The 17,331-nt window shown below is 61.3% G+C and carries 16 protein-coding genes; 3 read left to right on the top strand and 13 right to left on the bottom strand.

Going from position 1 to position 17,331, the window contains the following annotated elements; all coding sequences use genetic code 11:
• Positions 1-273: 273 nt before the first annotated feature.
• On the bottom strand, positions 274-489 hold the full coding sequence (rpsU, locus tag MOP87_RS18975) for a 30S ribosomal protein S21 (RefSeq protein ID WP_003255575.1): 216 nt from the start codon (positions 487-489) through the stop codon (positions 274-276).
• A 204-nt stretch (positions 490-693) separates the two neighbouring features.
• On the opposite strand from rpsU, the gene tsaD reads away from it, so the two are divergent.
• On the top strand, positions 694-1,719 hold the full coding sequence (tsaD, locus tag MOP87_RS18970) for a tRNA (adenosine(37)-N6)-threonylcarbamoyltransferase complex transferase subunit TsaD (RefSeq protein WP_027913619.1): 1,026 nt from the start codon (positions 694-696) through the stop codon (positions 1,717-1,719).
• 3 nt (positions 1,720-1,722) lie between these two features.
• Here the strand turns inward: tsaD and plsY are convergent, their stop codons facing one another.
• Positions 1,723-2,292, bottom strand: coding sequence for a glycerol-3-phosphate 1-O-acyltransferase PlsY (gene plsY / locus MOP87_RS18965; RefSeq protein ID WP_027913620.1), 570 nt, complete (start codon positions 2,290-2,292; stop codon positions 1,723-1,725).
• Between the two features lie 74 nt (positions 2,293-2,366).
• On the opposite strand from plsY, the gene folB reads away from it, so the two are divergent.
• The gene (folB, locus tag MOP87_RS18960; protein ID WP_027913621.1) at positions 2,367-2,723 is read left to right on the top strand and encodes a dihydroneopterin aldolase; all 357 of its coding nucleotides are present in this window, start codon (positions 2,367-2,369) and stop codon (positions 2,721-2,723) included.
• The gene (folK, locus tag MOP87_RS18955) at positions 2,714-3,223 is read left to right on the top strand and encodes a 2-amino-4-hydroxy-6-hydroxymethyldihydropteridine diphosphokinase (RefSeq protein WP_027913622.1); all 510 of its coding nucleotides are present in this window, start codon (positions 2,714-2,716) and stop codon (positions 3,221-3,223) included. The genes folB and folK overlap by 10 nt, the downstream gene beginning before the upstream one ends.
• Positions 3,224-3,316: 93 nt before the next feature.
• On the opposite strand, the gene MOP87_RS18950 is transcribed toward folK, so the two are convergent.
• The 11 genes from MOP87_RS18950 to MOP87_RS18900 all read right to left on the bottom strand — a co-directional run bounded on the left by MOP87_RS18950 (position 3,317) and on the right by MOP87_RS18900 (position 17,314).
• Positions 3,317-4,423, bottom strand: coding sequence for a multifunctional CCA addition/repair protein (locus MOP87_RS18950; protein WP_059183585.1), 1,107 nt, complete (start codon positions 4,421-4,423; stop codon positions 3,317-3,319).
• A 54-nt stretch (positions 4,424-4,477) separates the two neighbouring features.
• A complete protein-coding gene (locus tag MOP87_RS18945; RefSeq protein WP_027913624.1) occupies positions 4,478-6,046 on the bottom strand; it encodes a SpoVR family protein in 1,569 nt (522 codons plus the stop codon).
• Complete coding sequence (locus MOP87_RS18940) at positions 6,043-7,314, bottom strand: YeaH/YhbH family protein (RefSeq protein WP_028686621.1); 1,272 nt, start codon at positions 7,312-7,314, stop codon at positions 6,043-6,045. Before MOP87_RS18940 ends, MOP87_RS18945 begins: the two co-directional genes overlap by 4 nt.
• Positions 7,315-7,452: 138 nt before the next feature.
• Positions 7,453-9,375: a PrkA family serine protein kinase gene (locus MOP87_RS18935; RefSeq protein WP_027913626.1), complete on the bottom strand. Its 1,923-nt coding sequence runs from the start codon at positions 9,373-9,375 to the stop codon at positions 7,453-7,455.
• Positions 9,376-9,657: 282 nt separating this feature from the next.
• The gene (gene glpE, locus MOP87_RS18930; RefSeq protein ID WP_023532468.1) at positions 9,658-9,987 is read right to left on the bottom strand and encodes a thiosulfate sulfurtransferase GlpE; all 330 of its coding nucleotides are present in this window, start codon (positions 9,985-9,987) and stop codon (positions 9,658-9,660) included.
• Positions 9,984-10,868, bottom strand: coding sequence for a symmetrical bis(5'-nucleosyl)-tetraphosphatase (locus MOP87_RS18925; protein WP_028686620.1), 885 nt, complete (start codon positions 10,866-10,868; stop codon positions 9,984-9,986). The genes glpE and MOP87_RS18925 overlap by 4 nt, the downstream gene beginning before the upstream one ends.
• A complete protein-coding gene (apaG, locus tag MOP87_RS18920; RefSeq protein WP_023532682.1) occupies positions 10,868-11,248 on the bottom strand; it encodes a Co2+/Mg2+ efflux protein ApaG in 381 nt (126 codons plus the stop codon). The genes MOP87_RS18925 and apaG overlap by 1 nt, the downstream gene beginning before the upstream one ends.
• Positions 11,249-11,420: 172 nt before the next feature.
• Positions 11,421-12,221: a 16S rRNA (adenine(1518)-N(6)/adenine(1519)-N(6))-dimethyltransferase RsmA gene (gene rsmA / locus MOP87_RS18915; protein WP_028686619.1), complete on the bottom strand. Its 801-nt coding sequence runs from the start codon at positions 12,219-12,221 to the stop codon at positions 11,421-11,423.
• Positions 12,218-13,207 carry a 4-hydroxythreonine-4-phosphate dehydrogenase PdxA gene (pdxA, locus tag MOP87_RS18910; RefSeq protein ID WP_027913629.1) on the bottom strand — a complete coding sequence of 330 codons (990 nt, stop codon included), beginning with the start codon at positions 13,205-13,207 and terminating at the stop codon, positions 12,218-12,220. The genes rsmA and pdxA overlap by 4 nt, the downstream gene beginning before the upstream one ends.
• The gene (gene surA, locus MOP87_RS18905; protein WP_088523757.1) at positions 13,204-14,529 is read right to left on the bottom strand and encodes a peptidylprolyl isomerase SurA; all 1,326 of its coding nucleotides are present in this window, start codon (positions 14,527-14,529) and stop codon (positions 13,204-13,206) included. Before surA ends, pdxA begins: the two co-directional genes overlap by 4 nt.
• A complete protein-coding gene (locus MOP87_RS18900) occupies positions 14,504-17,314 on the bottom strand; it encodes an LPS-assembly protein LptD (protein WP_027913631.1) in 2,811 nt (936 codons plus the stop codon). Before MOP87_RS18900 ends, surA begins: the two co-directional genes overlap by 26 nt.
• Positions 17,315-17,331: the final 17 nt, after the last annotated feature.

Genomic DNA, 17,331 nt, shown 5'->3' with positions numbered 1-17,331 from the left:
AGTCTAATCGCTCACGCGCCGAATGCAGCGGGTGATGCTTGAAGCTATGCGGGGAATAAGTGCTCGTCGCCGGCCCATAAGGCCCGTCAGTCGGACGTGCACGCCTGGCCTACAGCACAATGACCAGTTCTGACGTTTCAGGCAGGTTGCCCGCATGCACGGTGCTTGAACAGGTGCATGGAGCCTTGAGCAAGTTGCTCAAGTTTGAAACGACCACTGCCATCGCCCGGCGGTTAACCGGGCAGGGCAGAAGCTTTGCGATGAACGTCTGTATTAGTACAGACGAACGGCGCGGCGCTGTTCGCGCTGAACTTTCTTGGCGTGACGTTTGACAGCGGCAGCTGCCTTACGCTTACGCTCTGCGGTCGGCTTCTCGTAAAACTCGCGGCTACGAACTTCAGCCAGTACACCGGCTTTTTCGCAGGAGCGCTTGAAACGACGCAGAGCTACGTCGAAGGGTTCGTTCTCTTTAACTTTGACGGCTGGCATCCAGGGCTACCTTAATTCATTACCGGGGTAGACGCGCTCCTGGCAAAACAAAGGTGTGCTGGAGAACGTCGGTTTTCAAGGGTTGCGGATGTTAACCCTTAGCAAGCCGGAATGCAAAGCCTCTGATCGAAAACCGCTGGCCGGCACCTTGCACGGGGACTATCATGCGCGCCTTCGAATTCAGCCCCCACAAGGGACGAGCCCATGCTAGTACTGGGATTGGAAACATCCTGCGACGAAACCGGCGTCGCATTATACGACAGTGAGCGGGGCCTGCTGGCCGATGCGCTGTTCAGTCAGATCGACCTGCACCGCGTATTCGGCGGCGTGGTGCCCGAGCTCGCATCGCGCGATCACGTCAAGCGCATGCTGCCGCTGATCCGCCAGGTGCTGGACGAAGCGGGCTGCGTGGCCACCGAAATCGACGCCATCGCCTATACCGCAGGCCCCGGGCTGGTCGGCGCACTCCTGGTCGGTGCCTCCTGCGCCCAGGCCCTGGCCTTTGCCTGGGATATCCCGGCCATCGGTGTACACCACATGGAGGGCCACCTGCTGGCGCCCATGCTGGAAGAAAACCCGCCGGCGTTTCCGTTCGTCGCCTTGTTGGTTTCCGGCGGTCATACCCAGCTGGTGCGCGTCGATGGCATCGGTCAATACGAGTTGCTCGGCGAGAGCCTGGACGATGCGGCCGGCGAGGCGTTCGACAAGACCGCCAAGCTCATTGGGCTGAACTACCCCGGTGGGCCGGAAATTGCCCGGCTTGCCGAGCGCGGCACGCCGGGCCGGTTCGTGTTCCCACGACCGATGACCGATCGGCCAGGCCTGGCAATGAGTTTCAGTGGCTTGAAAACCTTTGCCCTCAATACCTGGCAGCAGTGCCGGGAGGCTGGCGACGACAACGAACAAACCCGTTGCGACGTGTCCCTGGCGTTCCAGCAGGCGGTGGTAGAGACTCTGACCATCAAGTGCAAGCGGGCGCTCAAGCAGACGGGCCTCAAGCGGTTGGTCATCGCCGGGGGTGTCAGCGCCAACAAGGCCCTGCGCGCTTCGCTGGAAGACATGCTTGGCAACCTCAAGGGCAATGTCTATTACGCCCGTCCGCAGTTCTGCACCGACAACGGAGCCATGATCGCCTATGCCGGCTGCCAGCGACTGCTGGTGGGGCAGCAGCAGGACCTGGCGATCAGTGTGCAGGCGCGCTGGCCGATGGAGCAGCTGCCGCCCCTGTAGGGCTCAGAAGTGCCGCTCGCGGCCTGCAAACAGGTCACGCAGGTTACTGCGATGGCGCCATACGATCAGGACGGTCAGTACTGTCATCGGCAGCAGGGCCTCGGGCTGGCGCCAGGCCAGCAATGGCAGGGTCAGCGGTGTTGCGATCAGCGCAGCCAGGGAACTGGTCCGGGTGAGGTACAGGGTCAGCAGCCAGGCAACGATGGCCAGCAATGCGGCAGGCAGGTACAGGCCGACCAGCATGCCGGCCGCGGTCGCGACGCCCTTGCCACCGCGAAAGCGAAAGTACACGGGGAACAGGTGGCCCAGCACTGCGCAGATACCGATCCAGGCCTGCGCGTGCAGGTCCAGCCCGGCAAGGCGGGCGAGCATTACCGGCAACAGCCCCTTGCACAGGTCGCCAAGCAGGGTCAGGATCGCCATCTTGCGCCCTGCCAGGCGCAGCATGTTGGTCGCGCCGGCATTGCCCGAACCACTGCAACGCGGGTCCGGGCTGCCTGCAAGGCGGCTCAGGACAATGGCGAAGGACAGCGAGCCGAGCAGGTAGGCGAGCAGCGCCAGTAACCAAAACATGCTAACTATTCCGGGCGAGGACGCCCTGATTCTAACGGCGCCAGTCGCCCTTGTCGTGCTGTGGAGAGAAGTGCTTGGACAGAGTGTTCATCGAAGGCCTGGAAGTCGATACCGTGATTGGTGCCTATGACTGGGAGCGGGATATTCGCCAGTGCCTGCGGCTTGACCTGAGCTTTGCCTGGGACAACAGGCCTGCGGCCGCGGGCGACGACCTCGCCCTGGCGCTCGATTACGCGAGCGTTTCGACGCGTATCCAGGGGTTCGCCGAGCAGGCACGCTTCGAGTTGGTCGAAACCTTCGCCGAGCGCCTCGTTGCCGTGTTGATGGACGAGTTCGGCATTCCTTGGGTACGCCTGAAGCTCACCAAGCCGGGCGCAGTGCCGGCAGCGCGTGGTGGTGTTGGCGTGGAGATCGAGCGCGGATGTCTCTGAGCACGGTATACCTAGGCCTTGGCAGCAACGTCGATCGGCACACCCACCTGTGTGCCGGCCTCGATGCGCTGGCCGCCATCCTGACCGACATGCGCTGCTCGCCAGCCTTCGAAAGCCAGGCGGTGGGCATCAAGAGCGGGCCGTTCATCAATTTCGTGGTGACCGGGCAGACGACGTTGCCGTTGATCGAACTGGACCGGCGGCTGAAATTCATCGAGGCCGACAATGGCCGGTATGCCCCTGATCGACTCGGCCTACCCCTGGATATCGACGTGCTGATGTATGACGACCTGCATGGCACTTTCGACGGGTTGGTGCTGCCCCGGGCCGAGATTCTGAAAAATGCCTTCGTGCTGTGGCCGTTGTCGCTGCTGGCGCCTGAACTGGTGCACCCGGGTGTAGGCAAGACCATGGCGCAGGTATGGCAAGAGGCGCAGATCGATCAGGTGCTGGCGCCAGTCGCCTTCGAGTGGCGTGGGTTGCAACTGACGCCTGGCTGATGGAGGCTCGTACTGTCGGATGCAAGTCCCGGTATGTCAGCCATCTGCTGCTGGGGTTGCCGCGCAGGTCGAGCGAGCTGCGCGGCATCGTCGCTAGCTGCCCTTGTAGGCATCGAGCGCCTGCAGGCGCTCATTTTTCAAGGCCTCACCCAATGCCTGGCCAGTGAGACCATCCTGAACCAGCGGCTTCACATCCACGGCCCGGGCAGCGGCCATAGCCCCTTGCAAGTAGTCTGCCTGCCGGTAGTCTGTCCGCCCGTTGCCCTGCGCGATCGCCCTGCACGCTGCTAGAAAGTCCTCGAAACGTTGCGGTCTGCGGTAAACGTCGAATGTTTGCAACAGATCCAGCAGCGCCTGGGCAGGCAGCTCAAAGGCCTGATTGGCCTGCTCCAGGCACTGGCTGGTCAGCATCGACAGCTCCTGGCATTCTCGCGGGGTTTTCAGGCGCTGATTGAGCGCTTTGATCGACGCGGTGGGCAAAGGATGCAGCAGACAGGCCCAGCGTATGCGCAAAGCAAGCTGAAGCTTGGCTGCCTGTTCCAGTGAGGCCAGGGTCTGGGGGTGAGGCTCCAGTTCCGGCAGCAGCACTTGCAGGGCATTGCACGCTCGCAGGACTTCGAAGAATACCTGGGGGTGCGCTTCCATCAATGCCCGCTCGATTTCCTTCCAGGTGCGTTCTGCCGTCAACGCCAGCAACTCACCCGACGCGCTGATGTGCTGCATCAACCCCAGCGTGTCGTTGGCCACCTTGAAACCCAAGGGCGCATAGCGCGCAGCAAAACGGGCCACGCGCAATACACGCAGAGGATCTTCGGCGAACGCCGGAGAAACGTGGCGAAGCAGGCGTCGATCGAGATCGGCCTTGCCCTGGTAAGGATCGTAGAGCGTACCGCACGCGTCCTCGGCCATCGCGTTGATGGTCAAGTCGCGGCGTATCAGGTCTTGCTCCAGTGTGACGTCCGGGCTTGCGTGAAAGGTAAACCCACCGTAGCCCCTGCCGCTCTTGCGCTCGGTGCGGGCCAGCGCATATTCCTCACCGGTCTTGGGGTGCAGGAACACCGGAAAGTCGGCGCCTACCGGGCGAAATCCTTCGGCAAGCATGTCTTCAACCGTGGCGCCTACCACAAGCCAGTCGATATCACTGACCGGGCGCCCGAGTAGACGGTCGCGTACAGCGCCCCCCACTTTGTAAATGTGCATAGGTAACTCCCCCTGATTGCCGACAGCATAACCTGCCGGCCGCCAGGGGGCGCATCACAGGTGGTGAATGACCGCCATGTCCAGGCGTCCGTAGTCGGAGCCTTCGCCGTGCTCGCCACGGGGCGGCATATGATGGGTTTTCATCACCTGGTCGCCTTGCACGGTCTCCAGGTGAATATCGAACCCCCACAACCGATGCAGGTGTTTGAGCACCTCTTCGGTCGAACTCCCCAAGGGCTTGCGGTTGTGTTGCTGGTGACGAAGCGTCAGTGAGCGATCTCCGCGACGATCAACACTCCATATCTGCACGTTCGGCTCGCGATTGCCGAGGTTGTATTGGGCAGCCAGTTGTTCGCGGATGGTGCGATAACCCGCATCATCGTGTATGGCAGGCACGTAAAGCTCGTCCCGCTGGTCATCGTCCAGGATGCTGAACAGTTTCAGATCACGCATCACCTTGGGCGACAGGTACTGAAGGATGAAACTCTCGTCCTTGAAGCTGCTCATGGCGAACTTGAGGGTCGAAAGCCAGTCGCTGCCGGCAATGTCGGGGAACCAATGGCGATCTTCCTCCGTGGGTGCCTCGCATATGCGCCGAATGTCGGTGTACATGGCAAAGCCCAGTGCGTATGGATTGATACCGTTGTAATAGGGGCTATCGAAACCTGGCTGGAAGACCACGCTGGTATGGGACTGAAGGAACTCCATCATGAAGCCTTCGGTGATCAGCCCCTCGTCATACAGATCGTTCATCAGCGTGTAGTGCCAGAAGGTCGCCCAGCCCTCGTTCATCACCTGTGTCTGGCGCTGCGGATAGAAATACTGGGCGATCTTGCGCACGATACGCACCACCTCGCGCTGCCAGGGTTCGAGCAGTGGCGCGTTCTTCTCGATGAAGTAGAGGATGTTTTCCTGGGGTTCGGCGGGGAAACGCATGTCGTCCCGCTCACTGGCCTTGTCGGCACTCTTGGGAATGGTGCGCCACAGGTCGTTGATCTGCCGTTGGAGGTGCTCCTCCCGGTCCTTCTGGCGGCGACGTTCTTCCTCGGCGGAAATGGGGTAGGGACGCTTGTAGCGGTCCACCCCGTAGTTCATCAGAGCGTGGCAAGAGTCGATGAGGTCTTCCACCGCATCGATCCCGTGACGTTCCTCGCACTGGGCGATGTACTGCTTGGCAAACACCAGGTAATCGATGATGGAGCTGGCATCGGTCCAGGTGCGGAACAGGTAATTGCCCTTGAAGAAACTGTTGTGCCCGTAGCAGGCATGAGCGATCACCAGGGCCTGCATGCACATGGTGTTCTCTTCCATGAGGTAGGCGATGCAGGGGTCGGAGTTGATGACGATTTCGTAGGCAAGCCCCATTTGCCCGCGGCTGTAGGATTTCTCGGTACTGAGGAACTGTTTGCCGTAGGACCAGTGGTGATAACCCAGCGGCATGCCGACCGAGGCGTAGGCATCCATCATCTGCTCGGCGGTGATCACCTCGATCTGGTTGGGGTAGGTGTCCAGGGCGTAACGTTCGGCCAGGCGGCCGATTTCCCGGTCGTAGGTCCGGATCAGGTCGAACGTCCACTCTGAGCCGGTGGAGATGGGCTGGCGTCTCTGTGCTCTGGCGGTCATGTGGCTAACCTGCGCTGGAAGAGTTCACGGAAGACCGGGTAGATATCGCCGGCCGATACCAATTGCTGCTGCGCGAACGTGTCGGGGAAGGCATCGCCGATACGTTCGTACTCGTACCAGAGCGCCTGATGTTCACGTGGGGTGATTTCCACGTAAGTGTAGTACTGAACGTGCGGCATGATCTGCCGGGTGAGGATGTCGCGGCAGATGGGTGAGTCGTCGTTCCAGTTGTCGCCGTCCGAGGCCTGGGCCGCGTAGATGTTCCAGTCACTGGCCGGGTAGCGTTCGGCCATGATTTCCTGCATCAGCTTCAAGGCACTGGAAACGATGGTGCCGCCGGTTTCGCGACTGTAGAAGAACTCCTCCTCATCCACTTCGCGCGCGCTGGTATGGTGCCGTATGAACACGACTTCGATCCGGTCGTAGTTACGCTTGAGGAACAGATACAGCAGGATGAAGAAGCGCTTGGCAATGTCCTTGGTGGCCTGGGTCATCGAACCCGAGACGTCCATCAGGCAGAACATGACGGCCTTTGAACTGGGGTTCGGTTGTTTCACCAGCAAGTTGTACTTGAGGTCGAAGGTGTCGAGGAAGGGCAGACGGTTGATACGCGCCTTCAACCGCTCGATCTCCTGCTCGATTTCCTGGATGTCGGTGAAGTTGTCAGGCTCCTCGACGCGCAGGCGGGCAAGTTCTTTCTGGGCTTCGCGAAGCAGGGCACGGCTGCTGCCGGTCAATGCGATCCGCCGGGCATGGGCCGAGCGCAGTGTACGTACGATATTGATGCGTGACGGGTTACCCTCGCTTGCGATACCTGCGCGCACGTTCTTGAAGGTATCTGCACCCGTCAGGTGACGCTTGACCAGGTTTGGCAATTCCAGGTCCTCGAACATGAACTCGAGGAACTCCTCCTGGGTGATCTGGAAAACGAAGTCGTCCATGCCGTCACCGGCGTTGCCGGCCTTGCCACGGCCACTGCCGCCACCACCACCCTGCGGACGGGGAATATGCTCGCCGGCGGTGAATTCCTTGTTACCCGGGTGTACGACGGTCTGCTTGCCGCCACGGCCATGGTGCAGCACCGGCTCGTCGATATCACGGCCAGGGATGCTGATCTGTTCGCCGTGCTCCATATCCGTGATGGAACGGCGACTCACCGCTTCTTCAACGGCCTTCTTGATGTGATCACGGTACCTGCGCAAAAAGCGCTGGCGGTTGACCGTGCTCTTGTTCTTGCCATTCAGGCGTCGGTCGATAACGTAGCTCATGGTTCCTCCTGCGGGGAGCAGCTGCAAGCCATAAGCTTCAAGCTGCAAGAAAGAGCAGCCGCCGCAGCTGCGGGCACTGGCGCCGAACGGGTGCCCGGCGCCGGCCAGCGTGAAGCCTGCGGCTTGTCGCTTGCCGCTTTATTGCGATTTCCTGACCCGCAGGTACCATTCCGACAGCAGACGCACCTGCTTGTCGGTGTAGCCACGCTCCACCATGCGCGTGACGAAGTCGTTGTGTTTCTGTTGATCCTCTTTGCTGGCCTTTGCGTTGAAGCTGATGACGGGCAGCAAGTCTTCGGTGTTGGAGAACATTTTCTTCTCGATCACCACCCGCAGCTTCTCGTAGCTGAGCCAGCTTGGGTTCTTGCCATTGTTGTTGGCACGGGCGCGCAGTACGAAGTTGACGATCTCGTTGCGGAAATCTTTGGGGTTGCTGATACCCGCCGGTTTCTCGATCTTCTCCAGCTCTTCGTTCAGGGCGATGCGGTTGAGAATCTCGCCGGTTTCCGGGTCGCGGTATTCCTGGTCCTGGATCCAGAAGTCGGCATACAGCACATAACGGTCGAAGATGTTCTGGCCGTACTCGCTGTAGGACTCCAGATAAGCCGTCTGGATTTCCTTGCCGATGAACTCGATGTACCGGGGGGCGAGGTATTCTTTCAGGTAGCGCAGGTAGCGTTCGCGTACCTCGGCCGGGAATTGTTCCTGCTCGATCTGCTGTTCAAGCACGTACAGCAGGTGCACCGGGTTGGCCGCCACCTCATGGGGGTCGAAGTTGAACACCTTAGACAGGATCTTGAAGGCGAAGCGGGTCGACAGGCCGTTCATGCCTTCATCGACGCCGGCCGAGTCGCGGTATTCCTGGATGGACTTGGCTTTGGGATCGGTGTCCTTGAGGTTTTCACCGTCATACACCCGCATCTTCGAATAGATGTTGGAGTTGTCAGGCTCCTTGAGGCGCGAAAGGACGGTGAACTGAGCCAGCATTTTCAACGTGTCCGGGGCACAGTGGGCCTTGGACAGCGAACTGTTGACCAACAACTTGTCGTAGATACGGATCTCGTCGCTGACCCGCAGGCAGTACGGTACCTTCACGATGTAGATACGGTCGATGAAGGCTTCGTTGTTCTTGTTGTTACGGAAGGTGTGCCATTCGGATTCGTTGGAGTGCGCCAGCAGGATCCCGGAATAGGGGATGGCGCCCAAACCTTCCGTACTGTTGTAGTTGCCTTCCTGGGTGGCGGTCAGCAGTGGGTGGAGCACCTTGATGGGCGCCTTGAACATCTCGACGAATTCCATCAGGCCCTGGTTGGCGCGGCAAAGCGCGCCTGAATAGCTGTAGGCGTCGGCGTCGTTCTGCGGGAATTCTTCGAGCTTGCGGATATCCACCTTGCCCACGAGCGCAGAGATGTCCTGGTTGTTCTCGTCGCCAGGCTCGGTCTTGGCGATGGCAATCTGGTTGAGGATGGACGGATAGAGCTTGACCACCTTGAACTTGCTGATATCGCCGCCGAATTCCTGCAAGCGCTTGGTGGCCCACGGCGACATGATGGTGTTCAGGTAGCGCCGCGAGATGCCGTACTCTTCCTCGAGAATGGCCCCGTCTTCAGTGGCGTTGAACAACCCTAGCGGTGATTCGAAGACCGGCGACCCCTTGATGGCGTAGAAAGGCACCCGTTCCATGAGTTGCTTGAGCTTTTCGGCCAGGGAGGATTTGCCGCCACCCACGGGGCCGAGCAGGTACAGAATCTGTTTCTTCTCTTCCAGGCCTTGGGCGGCATGGCGGAAGTACGACACGATCTGGTCGATGCACTCTTCCATGCCATGGAAGTCGGCAAAGGCCGGGTAGCGCCGGATGACCTTGTTGGAAAAGATGCGCGACAGCCTGGAGTTGGTAGAGGTGTCGATCAGCTCTGGCTCACCGATGGCCAGCAACAGGCGCTCGGATGCCGATGCGTAGGCGCTACGATCCTCCTTGCACAGTTCCAGGTACTCCTGCAGCGAGAGTTCTTCCTGGCGCGTGGACTCGAAGCGTTGTTGGAAGTGGCTAAAAATACTCATGACGTCACCTCGCTCGATACGTTGAGACGACGCCGGATCAGTCAGCTGATGCTGGCATGCAAGCGGCACTGCCGATTGCCATATACCCCCCAAACACCCTATAGCGCTACCGATGACCCGCACGCCGGTGTACCGGCTCTCCCCTTTTTCCGGATGGCCTGCGCTTAAGGATAGTTGGTAATCGGCAAGGTCAAGGGCGTGGGTGACGGAAGTTGCCAGCGACCGTTCGTCAGAACGGTCTCAAGCCCGCACATGACGCGGGCTGCAGTGACGATGAAAAATTTATTCTTCAGTGCCTTGGGCGGTTTCGGCAGGGTAGGTGGAGCGCCACAGCTCAAAGCCACCATCGACGCTGTAGACGTCGGAAAAGCCTTGCCCTACCAGGTAGGCGGCCGCGCTTTGGCTCGAATTGCCGTGGTAGCAGACGACCAGCGTCGGTGCGTCCAGGTCGGCATTGCGAATGAAGTCGGCGACCGAATGGTTGTCCAGGTGGCGGGCACCGGTGATGTGACCTGCTGCGTAAGCCTGCGGGTCACGAATGTCGACCACGACGGCACCTTGCGCACGCAGGGCCAGGGCCTGTTCGGGGGGGATGCGCTTGAATTCGCTCATGGGGTTGGCTCTGTTCCGGGTTGATCGTTGAGGGTTGAAGTTGGCGCCGCAGGGCGCAGTGTGCCGTCATCGGCACAATCGCAATGGTGGTACTGGCCGTTATCGACGTTGTACAAGGTCATGGACCCGCCCCATACGCAGCCAGTGTCCAGCGCGATGACGCCGGGTTCCTTGACCTGGCCCTGCAAGGCGGCCCAATGCCCGAATATGATCTTCACGTGGCGAGAACGCCGGCCTTTGTGGGCGAACCAGGGCTTGTACCCTTTGGGTGCGCTGTCCAGCCCTTCCTTGCTCTTGAATTCGAGTTTGCCTTCTGCGGTGCAGAAGCGCATGCGCGTCAGGTAATTGGTAATGACCCGCAGGCGTTCGACACCCGCCAAGTTCTTGCTCCACTTGGCGGGCTCGTTGCCATACATGCCGTCCAGGTACAGCGGCAGACGGCTGTCATCGCGCAGTACTTCTTCGACTTCGCCAGCCAGCTCCAGGGCTTTGCCCAGTGTCCATTGCGGCGGAATGCCCGCGTGTACCAAGGCGATGCCGCGCGGTTCATCGTAATGCAGCAGCTTTTGCTGGCGCAGCCAGTCGAGCAGCTGGTCGGCGTCAGGTGCCTCGATGATTTCACGCAGCGTGTCGCTCTTCTTGAGGCGTTCGACGTTGCGCCAGGCCGCAAGCAAGTGCAGATCATGGTTGCCCAGCACGCAGGTCAGCGATTGGCGAATCGAATACAGGTAGCGCAGCGTCTCAAGCGACTCAGGCCCACGGTTCACCAGGTCGCCAACCAGCCACAGCTTATCCACCGCCGGGTCGAAGCGCACACGTTCAAGCAGGCATTTGAGCGGCTGCAGGCAACCTTGCAAGTCACCGACGGCGTACGTGGCCATCAGTGCAGCGCCCCAGGTACTGCCAGGCGGAACGGCGCGATCTGTGCGTCGAAGCGCTTGCCGTCTTCGGCGAACATCTCGTAGCTCCCCTGCATGGTTCCCACGCGGGTGGTGATGACGGCGCCACTGCTGTAGGTGTGGCTCTGGCCCGGCTCGATCGTAGGTTGTTGACCAACCACGCCAGAGCCTTGCACCTCTTCGACCTCACCATCACCGTTGGTGATCAGCCAGTGCCGGGACAGCAGCCTGGCTTTGAGCGAGCCATGGTTATGGATGGTGATGGTATAGGCGAAAGCGAAACGGCTGCTCTCGGGGTCGGATTGTTCTTTGAGGTAACGGGTCACGACGCTGACGTCGATCTGATAGCGAGGGTCGGTCATGCAAGGGCCTTGGGGAACTGACGCAATGATGCAGTCTAGGCCATAGGGAGGGGAGAGGGCCAGCGGCGCGATGGGCACGTGCGCTGGCGGACTGACCCGCAAGCAGGCGCCGGGCATCGGGGCGGCGATCTGCTTGCAGGTGCTGACTGCGTTCAGCGGGGCAGGGGGACGGTCAGGCCGTCTGATCAGCCAACTGGTCGGCCAGGCGCACGAAAGCCGCCAGGTCCAGTTGCTCGGGGCGCAGGCTACCATCCACCCCAGCGGCCTCGATGGCGGCGCTGTCGAGCAAGCCTTTAAGGGTATTGCGCAGGGTCTTGCGACGTTGGTTGAACGCATCGCGCACCACCCGCTCAAGCAACTGCGGGTCCTTGGCCGGATGAGGCAGCACGTCATGCGGCACCAGCCGGACGATGGCCGAGTCCACTTTCGGCGGCGGGTTGAACGCGCCGGGGCCTACGTTGAACAAGTGTTCGACGCGGCAGTGGTACTGGACCATGATCGACAGCCGACCCCAATCACCGCCCCCAGGCCCTGCGGCCATGCGCTCGACCACTTCCTTCTGCAGCATGAAGTGCATGTCGCGGATCAGGCCGGCGTGGCTGAGCAGGTGGAAGATCAGCGGGGTGGAGATGTTGTAGGGCAGGTTGCCCACCACCTTGAGGCTACGTGCCGGTACCCCCAGCTGGTTGAAGTCGAACTTCAGGGCGTCGCCTTGGTGCAGGCGGAAATTGCCGCTGCCTGCAAACTTGTGCTGCAGGATCGGCACCAGGTCCTTGTCCAGCTCCACTACATCCAGTTGCGCGCCGCTGCCCAGCAGGCCTTCGGTCAATGCGCCCTGGCCGGGGCCGATTTCAAGCAAATGCTCGCCTGGCTTGGCATTGATGGCACGCAGGATGCGGTCGATGATGCCTGCATCGTGCAGGAAGTTCTGCCCGAAACGCTTGCGCGCCCGGTGTTGGTATTGCTCGTTCATGGTCGGTTCTCGGCCATCTGGTAGGCGGTGTCCAGGGCAACGCGCAGGCTGCCGGTATCGACCTTGCCGGTGCCGGCCAGGTCCAGGGCCGTGCCATGATCAACCGAGGTACGGATGATCGGCAGGCCCAGCGTGACATTGACCGCAGCGCCGAAGCCCTTGTACTTGAGGACGGGGAGCCCTTGGTCGTGGTACATCGCCAGCACCGCGTCGCAGTGCTCCAGATATTTGGGGGTAAACAGGGTATCGGCCGGCAGTGGCCCGCGCAGGTCCATGCCTTCGGCACGTAGACGGGTCAGGGTAGGCTCGATGATGTCGATTTCCTCGCGGCCCAGATGGCCACCTTCGCCCGCATGGGGGTTCAGGCCGCATACCAGGATGCGAGGGTTGGCGATGCCGAATTTGTCGCGCATGTCGGCATGCAGAATGCGTGTCACGCGCTCGATGCGCTCGGCAGTAATGGCCTCGGCGATGTCACGCAGCGGCAGGTGGGTGGTGACCAGGGCGACGCGCAGGCCGTGGGTGGCCAGCATCATTACCACTTGGGCGGTATGGGTCAGCTCAGCCAGAAATTCGGTATGCCCCGAAAAAGGAATACCGCTTTCATTGATGACGCCCTTGTGCACGGGCGCTGTGATCATGCCGTCGAAATGGCCGTCCAGGCAGCCTTGTCCGGCACGGGTCAAGGTCTGCAACACGAATGGCGCATTGGCCTGGTCCAGCTGACCAGCCACCACTGGGGCAGACAGCGGCGTGTCCCACACATACAGGCTGCCGGCGGGTGCCGGTTGGCTCGGCCATTGCCCTGGCATGACAGACAGCAAGCTAACGTCCAGCCCCAGCTGGGTGGCCCGCTCGGCGAGCAGGTCACGGCTGGAGATGGCAATCAGAGGGTGGGGCTGGGCGTCGGCAGCGAGCAGCAGGCATAGGTCAGGCCCTATCCCCGCCGGCTCGCCGGGTGTGACGGCGAAGCGCAGGGGCTTCACTGAGCAGCCTGGTCAGCGCCAGGCAGCTTGATTTCAACGTAGGCTTCGTCGCGGATCTGGCGCAGCCAGGTCTGCAGCTCTTCGTCGTACTTGCGGTTGCGCAGCACACTCAGGGCTTGCTGTTCACGGGCCTGTTCGGTGCTGTCGGTAGCGCGGCGGCCCAGCACTTCCATCACGTGCCAGCCATATTGGGTCTTGAACGGCTTGGTCACCACGCCTTGCTGGGCGTTGGCCATCTGCTCGCGGAACTCCGGCACCAGGGTGTTCGGGTCTACCCAGTTGAGGTCACCGCCGTTGAGCGCCGAGCCCGGATCTTCCGAGAAGCTCTTGGCCAGGGTGGCAAAGTCTTCACCGTTTTCGATGCGCTCGTAGATCTTTTCAGCCAGTTGCTGAGTGGCGGCTTCGCTGCGCACTTCACTTGGCTTGATCAGGATGTGGCGCACGTGCACCTCATCGCGCAGCACGTTCTCGCTGCCACCACGCTTTTCCTCAAGCTTGAGGATGATGAAGCCGTTGGGGATGCGAATGGGCTGGGTAATTTCACCCACCGGCATGCTGCTCAGCATCTTGGCAAAGTCCGGAGGCAGTTGACCAGCTTTGCGCCAGCCCATCTCGCCGCCTTCGAGCGCGTTCTCACTGGCCGAGTTGGCGATTGCCATCTGACCGAAGTCCGCACCTTGCTTGAGCTGCTGGTAGACATCGCCCACTTTGCGCGCAGCCTTCTGGATGTCGCTGGAGTTGGCCGCTTCCGGGGTTGGGATCAGGATGTTGGCCAGGCGGTATTCTTCGGACATCTGCATCTTGCCCATGTCCGAATTCAGGAAGTTCTTCACTTCCTGCTCCGACACCTGGATGCGCTCGGCCACCCGGCGTTGACGCACGCGGCTGATGATCATCTCGCGCTTGACCTGCTCGCGAGCATCGTCGAACGACAGGCCGTCATGGGCCAGGGCCGCGCGGAACTGGTCGATGGACATGCCGTTGCGCTGGGCAATGGTGCCGATCGCCTGGTTCAGCTCCTCGTCGGTGATGCGGATGCCCGAGCGCTCGCCGATCTGCAGCTGCAGGTTTTCGACGATCAGGCGTTCCAGCACCTGCTGCTGCAGGGCGCCGCTGGGCGGCACGCTGCCGCCGCGCTTGGCGATGGTCTGCTGAACTTCCCGCACGCGCTGGTCCAGTTGGCTTTGCATGACCACGTCGTTGTCGACGATGGCCACCACCCGATCAAGCGGTTGCACCGCGGCATGCACCGCGCCACTCAGCAAAGCGACGCCCAGCAGCACTGGGCGCAGTCGATCAATAAGCTTGTTCTTCACGTTCACGGTAACCTTGAATGCCTTGGCCGAGGAAGGATTCGACCTTGTTGCCAACGACGCCGCCGAGGCCCTTGAGAACGACCTGCAGGAATACACCATGGTCGCCTTTTTCGTTCTGCGGCAGTGCCTGGCTGAAGTCGTCGAAGTCGAGCCAGTAACGGTTGATCAAGCGCAGCTTCCAGCAGCAGTTGTCGTACTCGAAACCGCCCATGGCTTCCAGGGTGCGGTTACGGTTGTAGTCATGCTGCCAGCGAGCGATGACGCTCCACTGCGGGACGATCGGCCAGATGACCGAGAAGTCGTGCTGCTGGATCTTGTAGTAGTCCTTGATGTAGTTCGGGCTACCCGGGGTGCCGTAGTCGCCACCACCCACTTTCCACGTACCGGTGGCCGAGTCGTAGGCGATGGTGTCGTTACGGTAGCGATAACCGAGGTTGACGATCTTGTTCGGGTTGTCTTCAGGCTGGTAGTGGAACATTGCACTGCCCGAGCGGGTGCTGTGACTGTCCGGGTCCCAGTTGAAGTCCGAATTGAAGCGCCAGTCGCGGTTGAAGTAGTAGTTGTACACCAGCGCGTACGGCGAGACGTCCGACTGCGAGTCCTGGCGGTCACGGTAGTCGAGGCCCGGCAACTGGACCTTGCGGTCCTTGAAGTAGTAGGCCTGGCCGATGCTGAAGTTCTGGCGCTCGAAGCCATTGTCTTCGATCCAGCGGGTGGTCACGCCCAGCGAGAGCTTGTTCTCGTCGCCGATGCGGTCGCTACCGCTGAAGCGGTTGTCACGGAACAGCGAGTCATAGCTGAACAGCGTCTCACCGGTGTCGAACAGCGGGATGTCCTTCTGATCCTTGTAGGGAACGTTCAGGTAGTACAGGCGCGGCTCGAGGGTCTGCTTGTAGTTGTTGCCGAACAGCGAGGTGTTGCGGTCGAAGTACAGGCCGCTGTCCACGCTGAAGATCGGGACGCTGCGGTTGACCGAGCTGCTGTAGCTGCCATAGGCACCAGGGTTGGCGTTGGCAAGGCGAACAGCGTCAGCCTTGCCTTGGCTATCGAGGTCAAGATCGTACTGGGTGTAGGCATACTTCAGCTTCGGCGTCAGGTAGCCATAGCTGGCCTGCATGGGGTAGCTGATCGATGGCGCTACGTTGAGGCGCGTGCCGTTGGCCCGTTCGATACCCTGGATGTTCTGGTCCAGACGACGACCGTCGGCGCCAGCGGTGAGATCCAGATTACCGTCCTTGTCGAACACCGGGCCGTTCTTCAGGTCACGATCGAAGCGCGCCGCTTCGGTTTCGTAGGCCATGGTCAGGCCGCCCGGCTGGTACGGCAGCACACCGTTGAGGGTGATCTGCGGCAGGCGGTCGTAAGGCGTGATCTGCGAGATGGTCGCTGCCTCGTAGGCATGCACGTTCAACCGCGCGGTGTAGCTGTCGCCGCGATAGGTCAGGGCGCCCTGCTGATCGAGGAAGTCCTTGTTCTCGACGCCGATCTGGTCCGACTCAAGGTCCTGGAAGTAGAACGGGTCGCTGATGTCGGTGTAGTTCACCTCGGTCATCAGGCGCTCGTTCAGGCCACCCTTGTGCTGCCAGTTGACCATGTAGCGCTGGTCTTTGTAGTCGGTCTGGTCCTTGCGCTCGTCGCTCTTGTCGTTGAGGTAGGCGCCGCCGAACTGGCCTTCGCTCGAAGGCGTCAGGTAGCGGAACTCGCCTTCCATCAACAGGCCACGCTTGGTCATGTAGCGCGGGTACAACGTGGCGTCGTAGTTGGGCGCCAGGTTGAAGTAGTACGGGGTGACCAGCATGAAGCCAGTGTCGCTGCTGGTGCTGAACGACGGCGGCAGGAAGCCGGACTGGCGGCGGTCGTCGATCGGGAAGTAGATGTACGGTGTGTAGAACACCGGGAAATCCTTGACCCGCAGCGTGACGTTGGTGGCAGTGCCGAACCCGGTGGCCGGGTTGAGGGTGATGTTGTTGCCCTTGAGCTGCCAGGCGTTGCTGCCCGGTTCGCAGGTGGTGTACGTACCGTCCTTGAGGCGGATGATGGCGTTCTCACCGCGCTTGGCGTACAGGGCACTGCCGCGAATGTGCGACTTGTGCATCACGTATTCGGCGTTGTCGACCTGGGCTTCGCCGGTGTCGAGCTGGATCTGCGCCTGGTCACCGACGACCAGCGAGCCGTTGTCACGGATCTTGACGTTGCCCTTGAGCTCGCCACGGTTCTCGGCCTGATACAGGTTGGCCTCGTCGGCCTGGGCCTGCATGCTGCCCTGGCGCATGACCACGTCACCGGCCAGGGTCGCAATCTGCTGCTCCTGTTGGTACTTGGATACCTTGGCGTTGATGTAGGTCGGCGACTCGTCCTTGGGCGTGGTGTCCGCCATGCCGGGGCGCAGCGGCTCGACATAGGCACCGCCGCAGTACGGGCCGGTTTCGGCCAGCTGCGCGGCGGTCAGCTTGTCACGCGGGACCCAGTCCAGGTGGCTGTAGTCCTCGCTGCGCGACTTCAGCCCACGGCCCTTGGCCTCGGTGACCAGCATCGGCCGGTCGGCCTCGGCTTCACCCGTCGCTTCGGTGCCGGTACCGCCAGCAGCGGCGGCACCCTCGTGCACCGGGCGCGGTGGCAGGTTGGTGACGGCGGTTTTGGGCTTGCAGTCCCAACCACCGGAGGCGGACACTTGGCAGTCGAATTGTTCGGCTGCCATGACGTGCGACATGGCCAGAGGTTGCAGGGCCAGCAGACTGCCGGTGACGAGCAACGGAAACTTTCTACGAAACGCGGGGGATTTCAATGCCATCTTATTAGTCCGGGCTT

It is taken from the genome of Pseudomonas sp. I3-I5 (assembly GCF_022699445.1).
In the GTDB taxonomy this organism is placed as follows: domain Bacteria; phylum Pseudomonadota; class Gammaproteobacteria; order Pseudomonadales; family Pseudomonadaceae; genus Aquipseudomonas; species Aquipseudomonas fulva.
The sequence above is the reverse complement of the archived record's forward strand: the minus strand, read 5'-3'. Positions and strand labels throughout refer to the sequence as shown.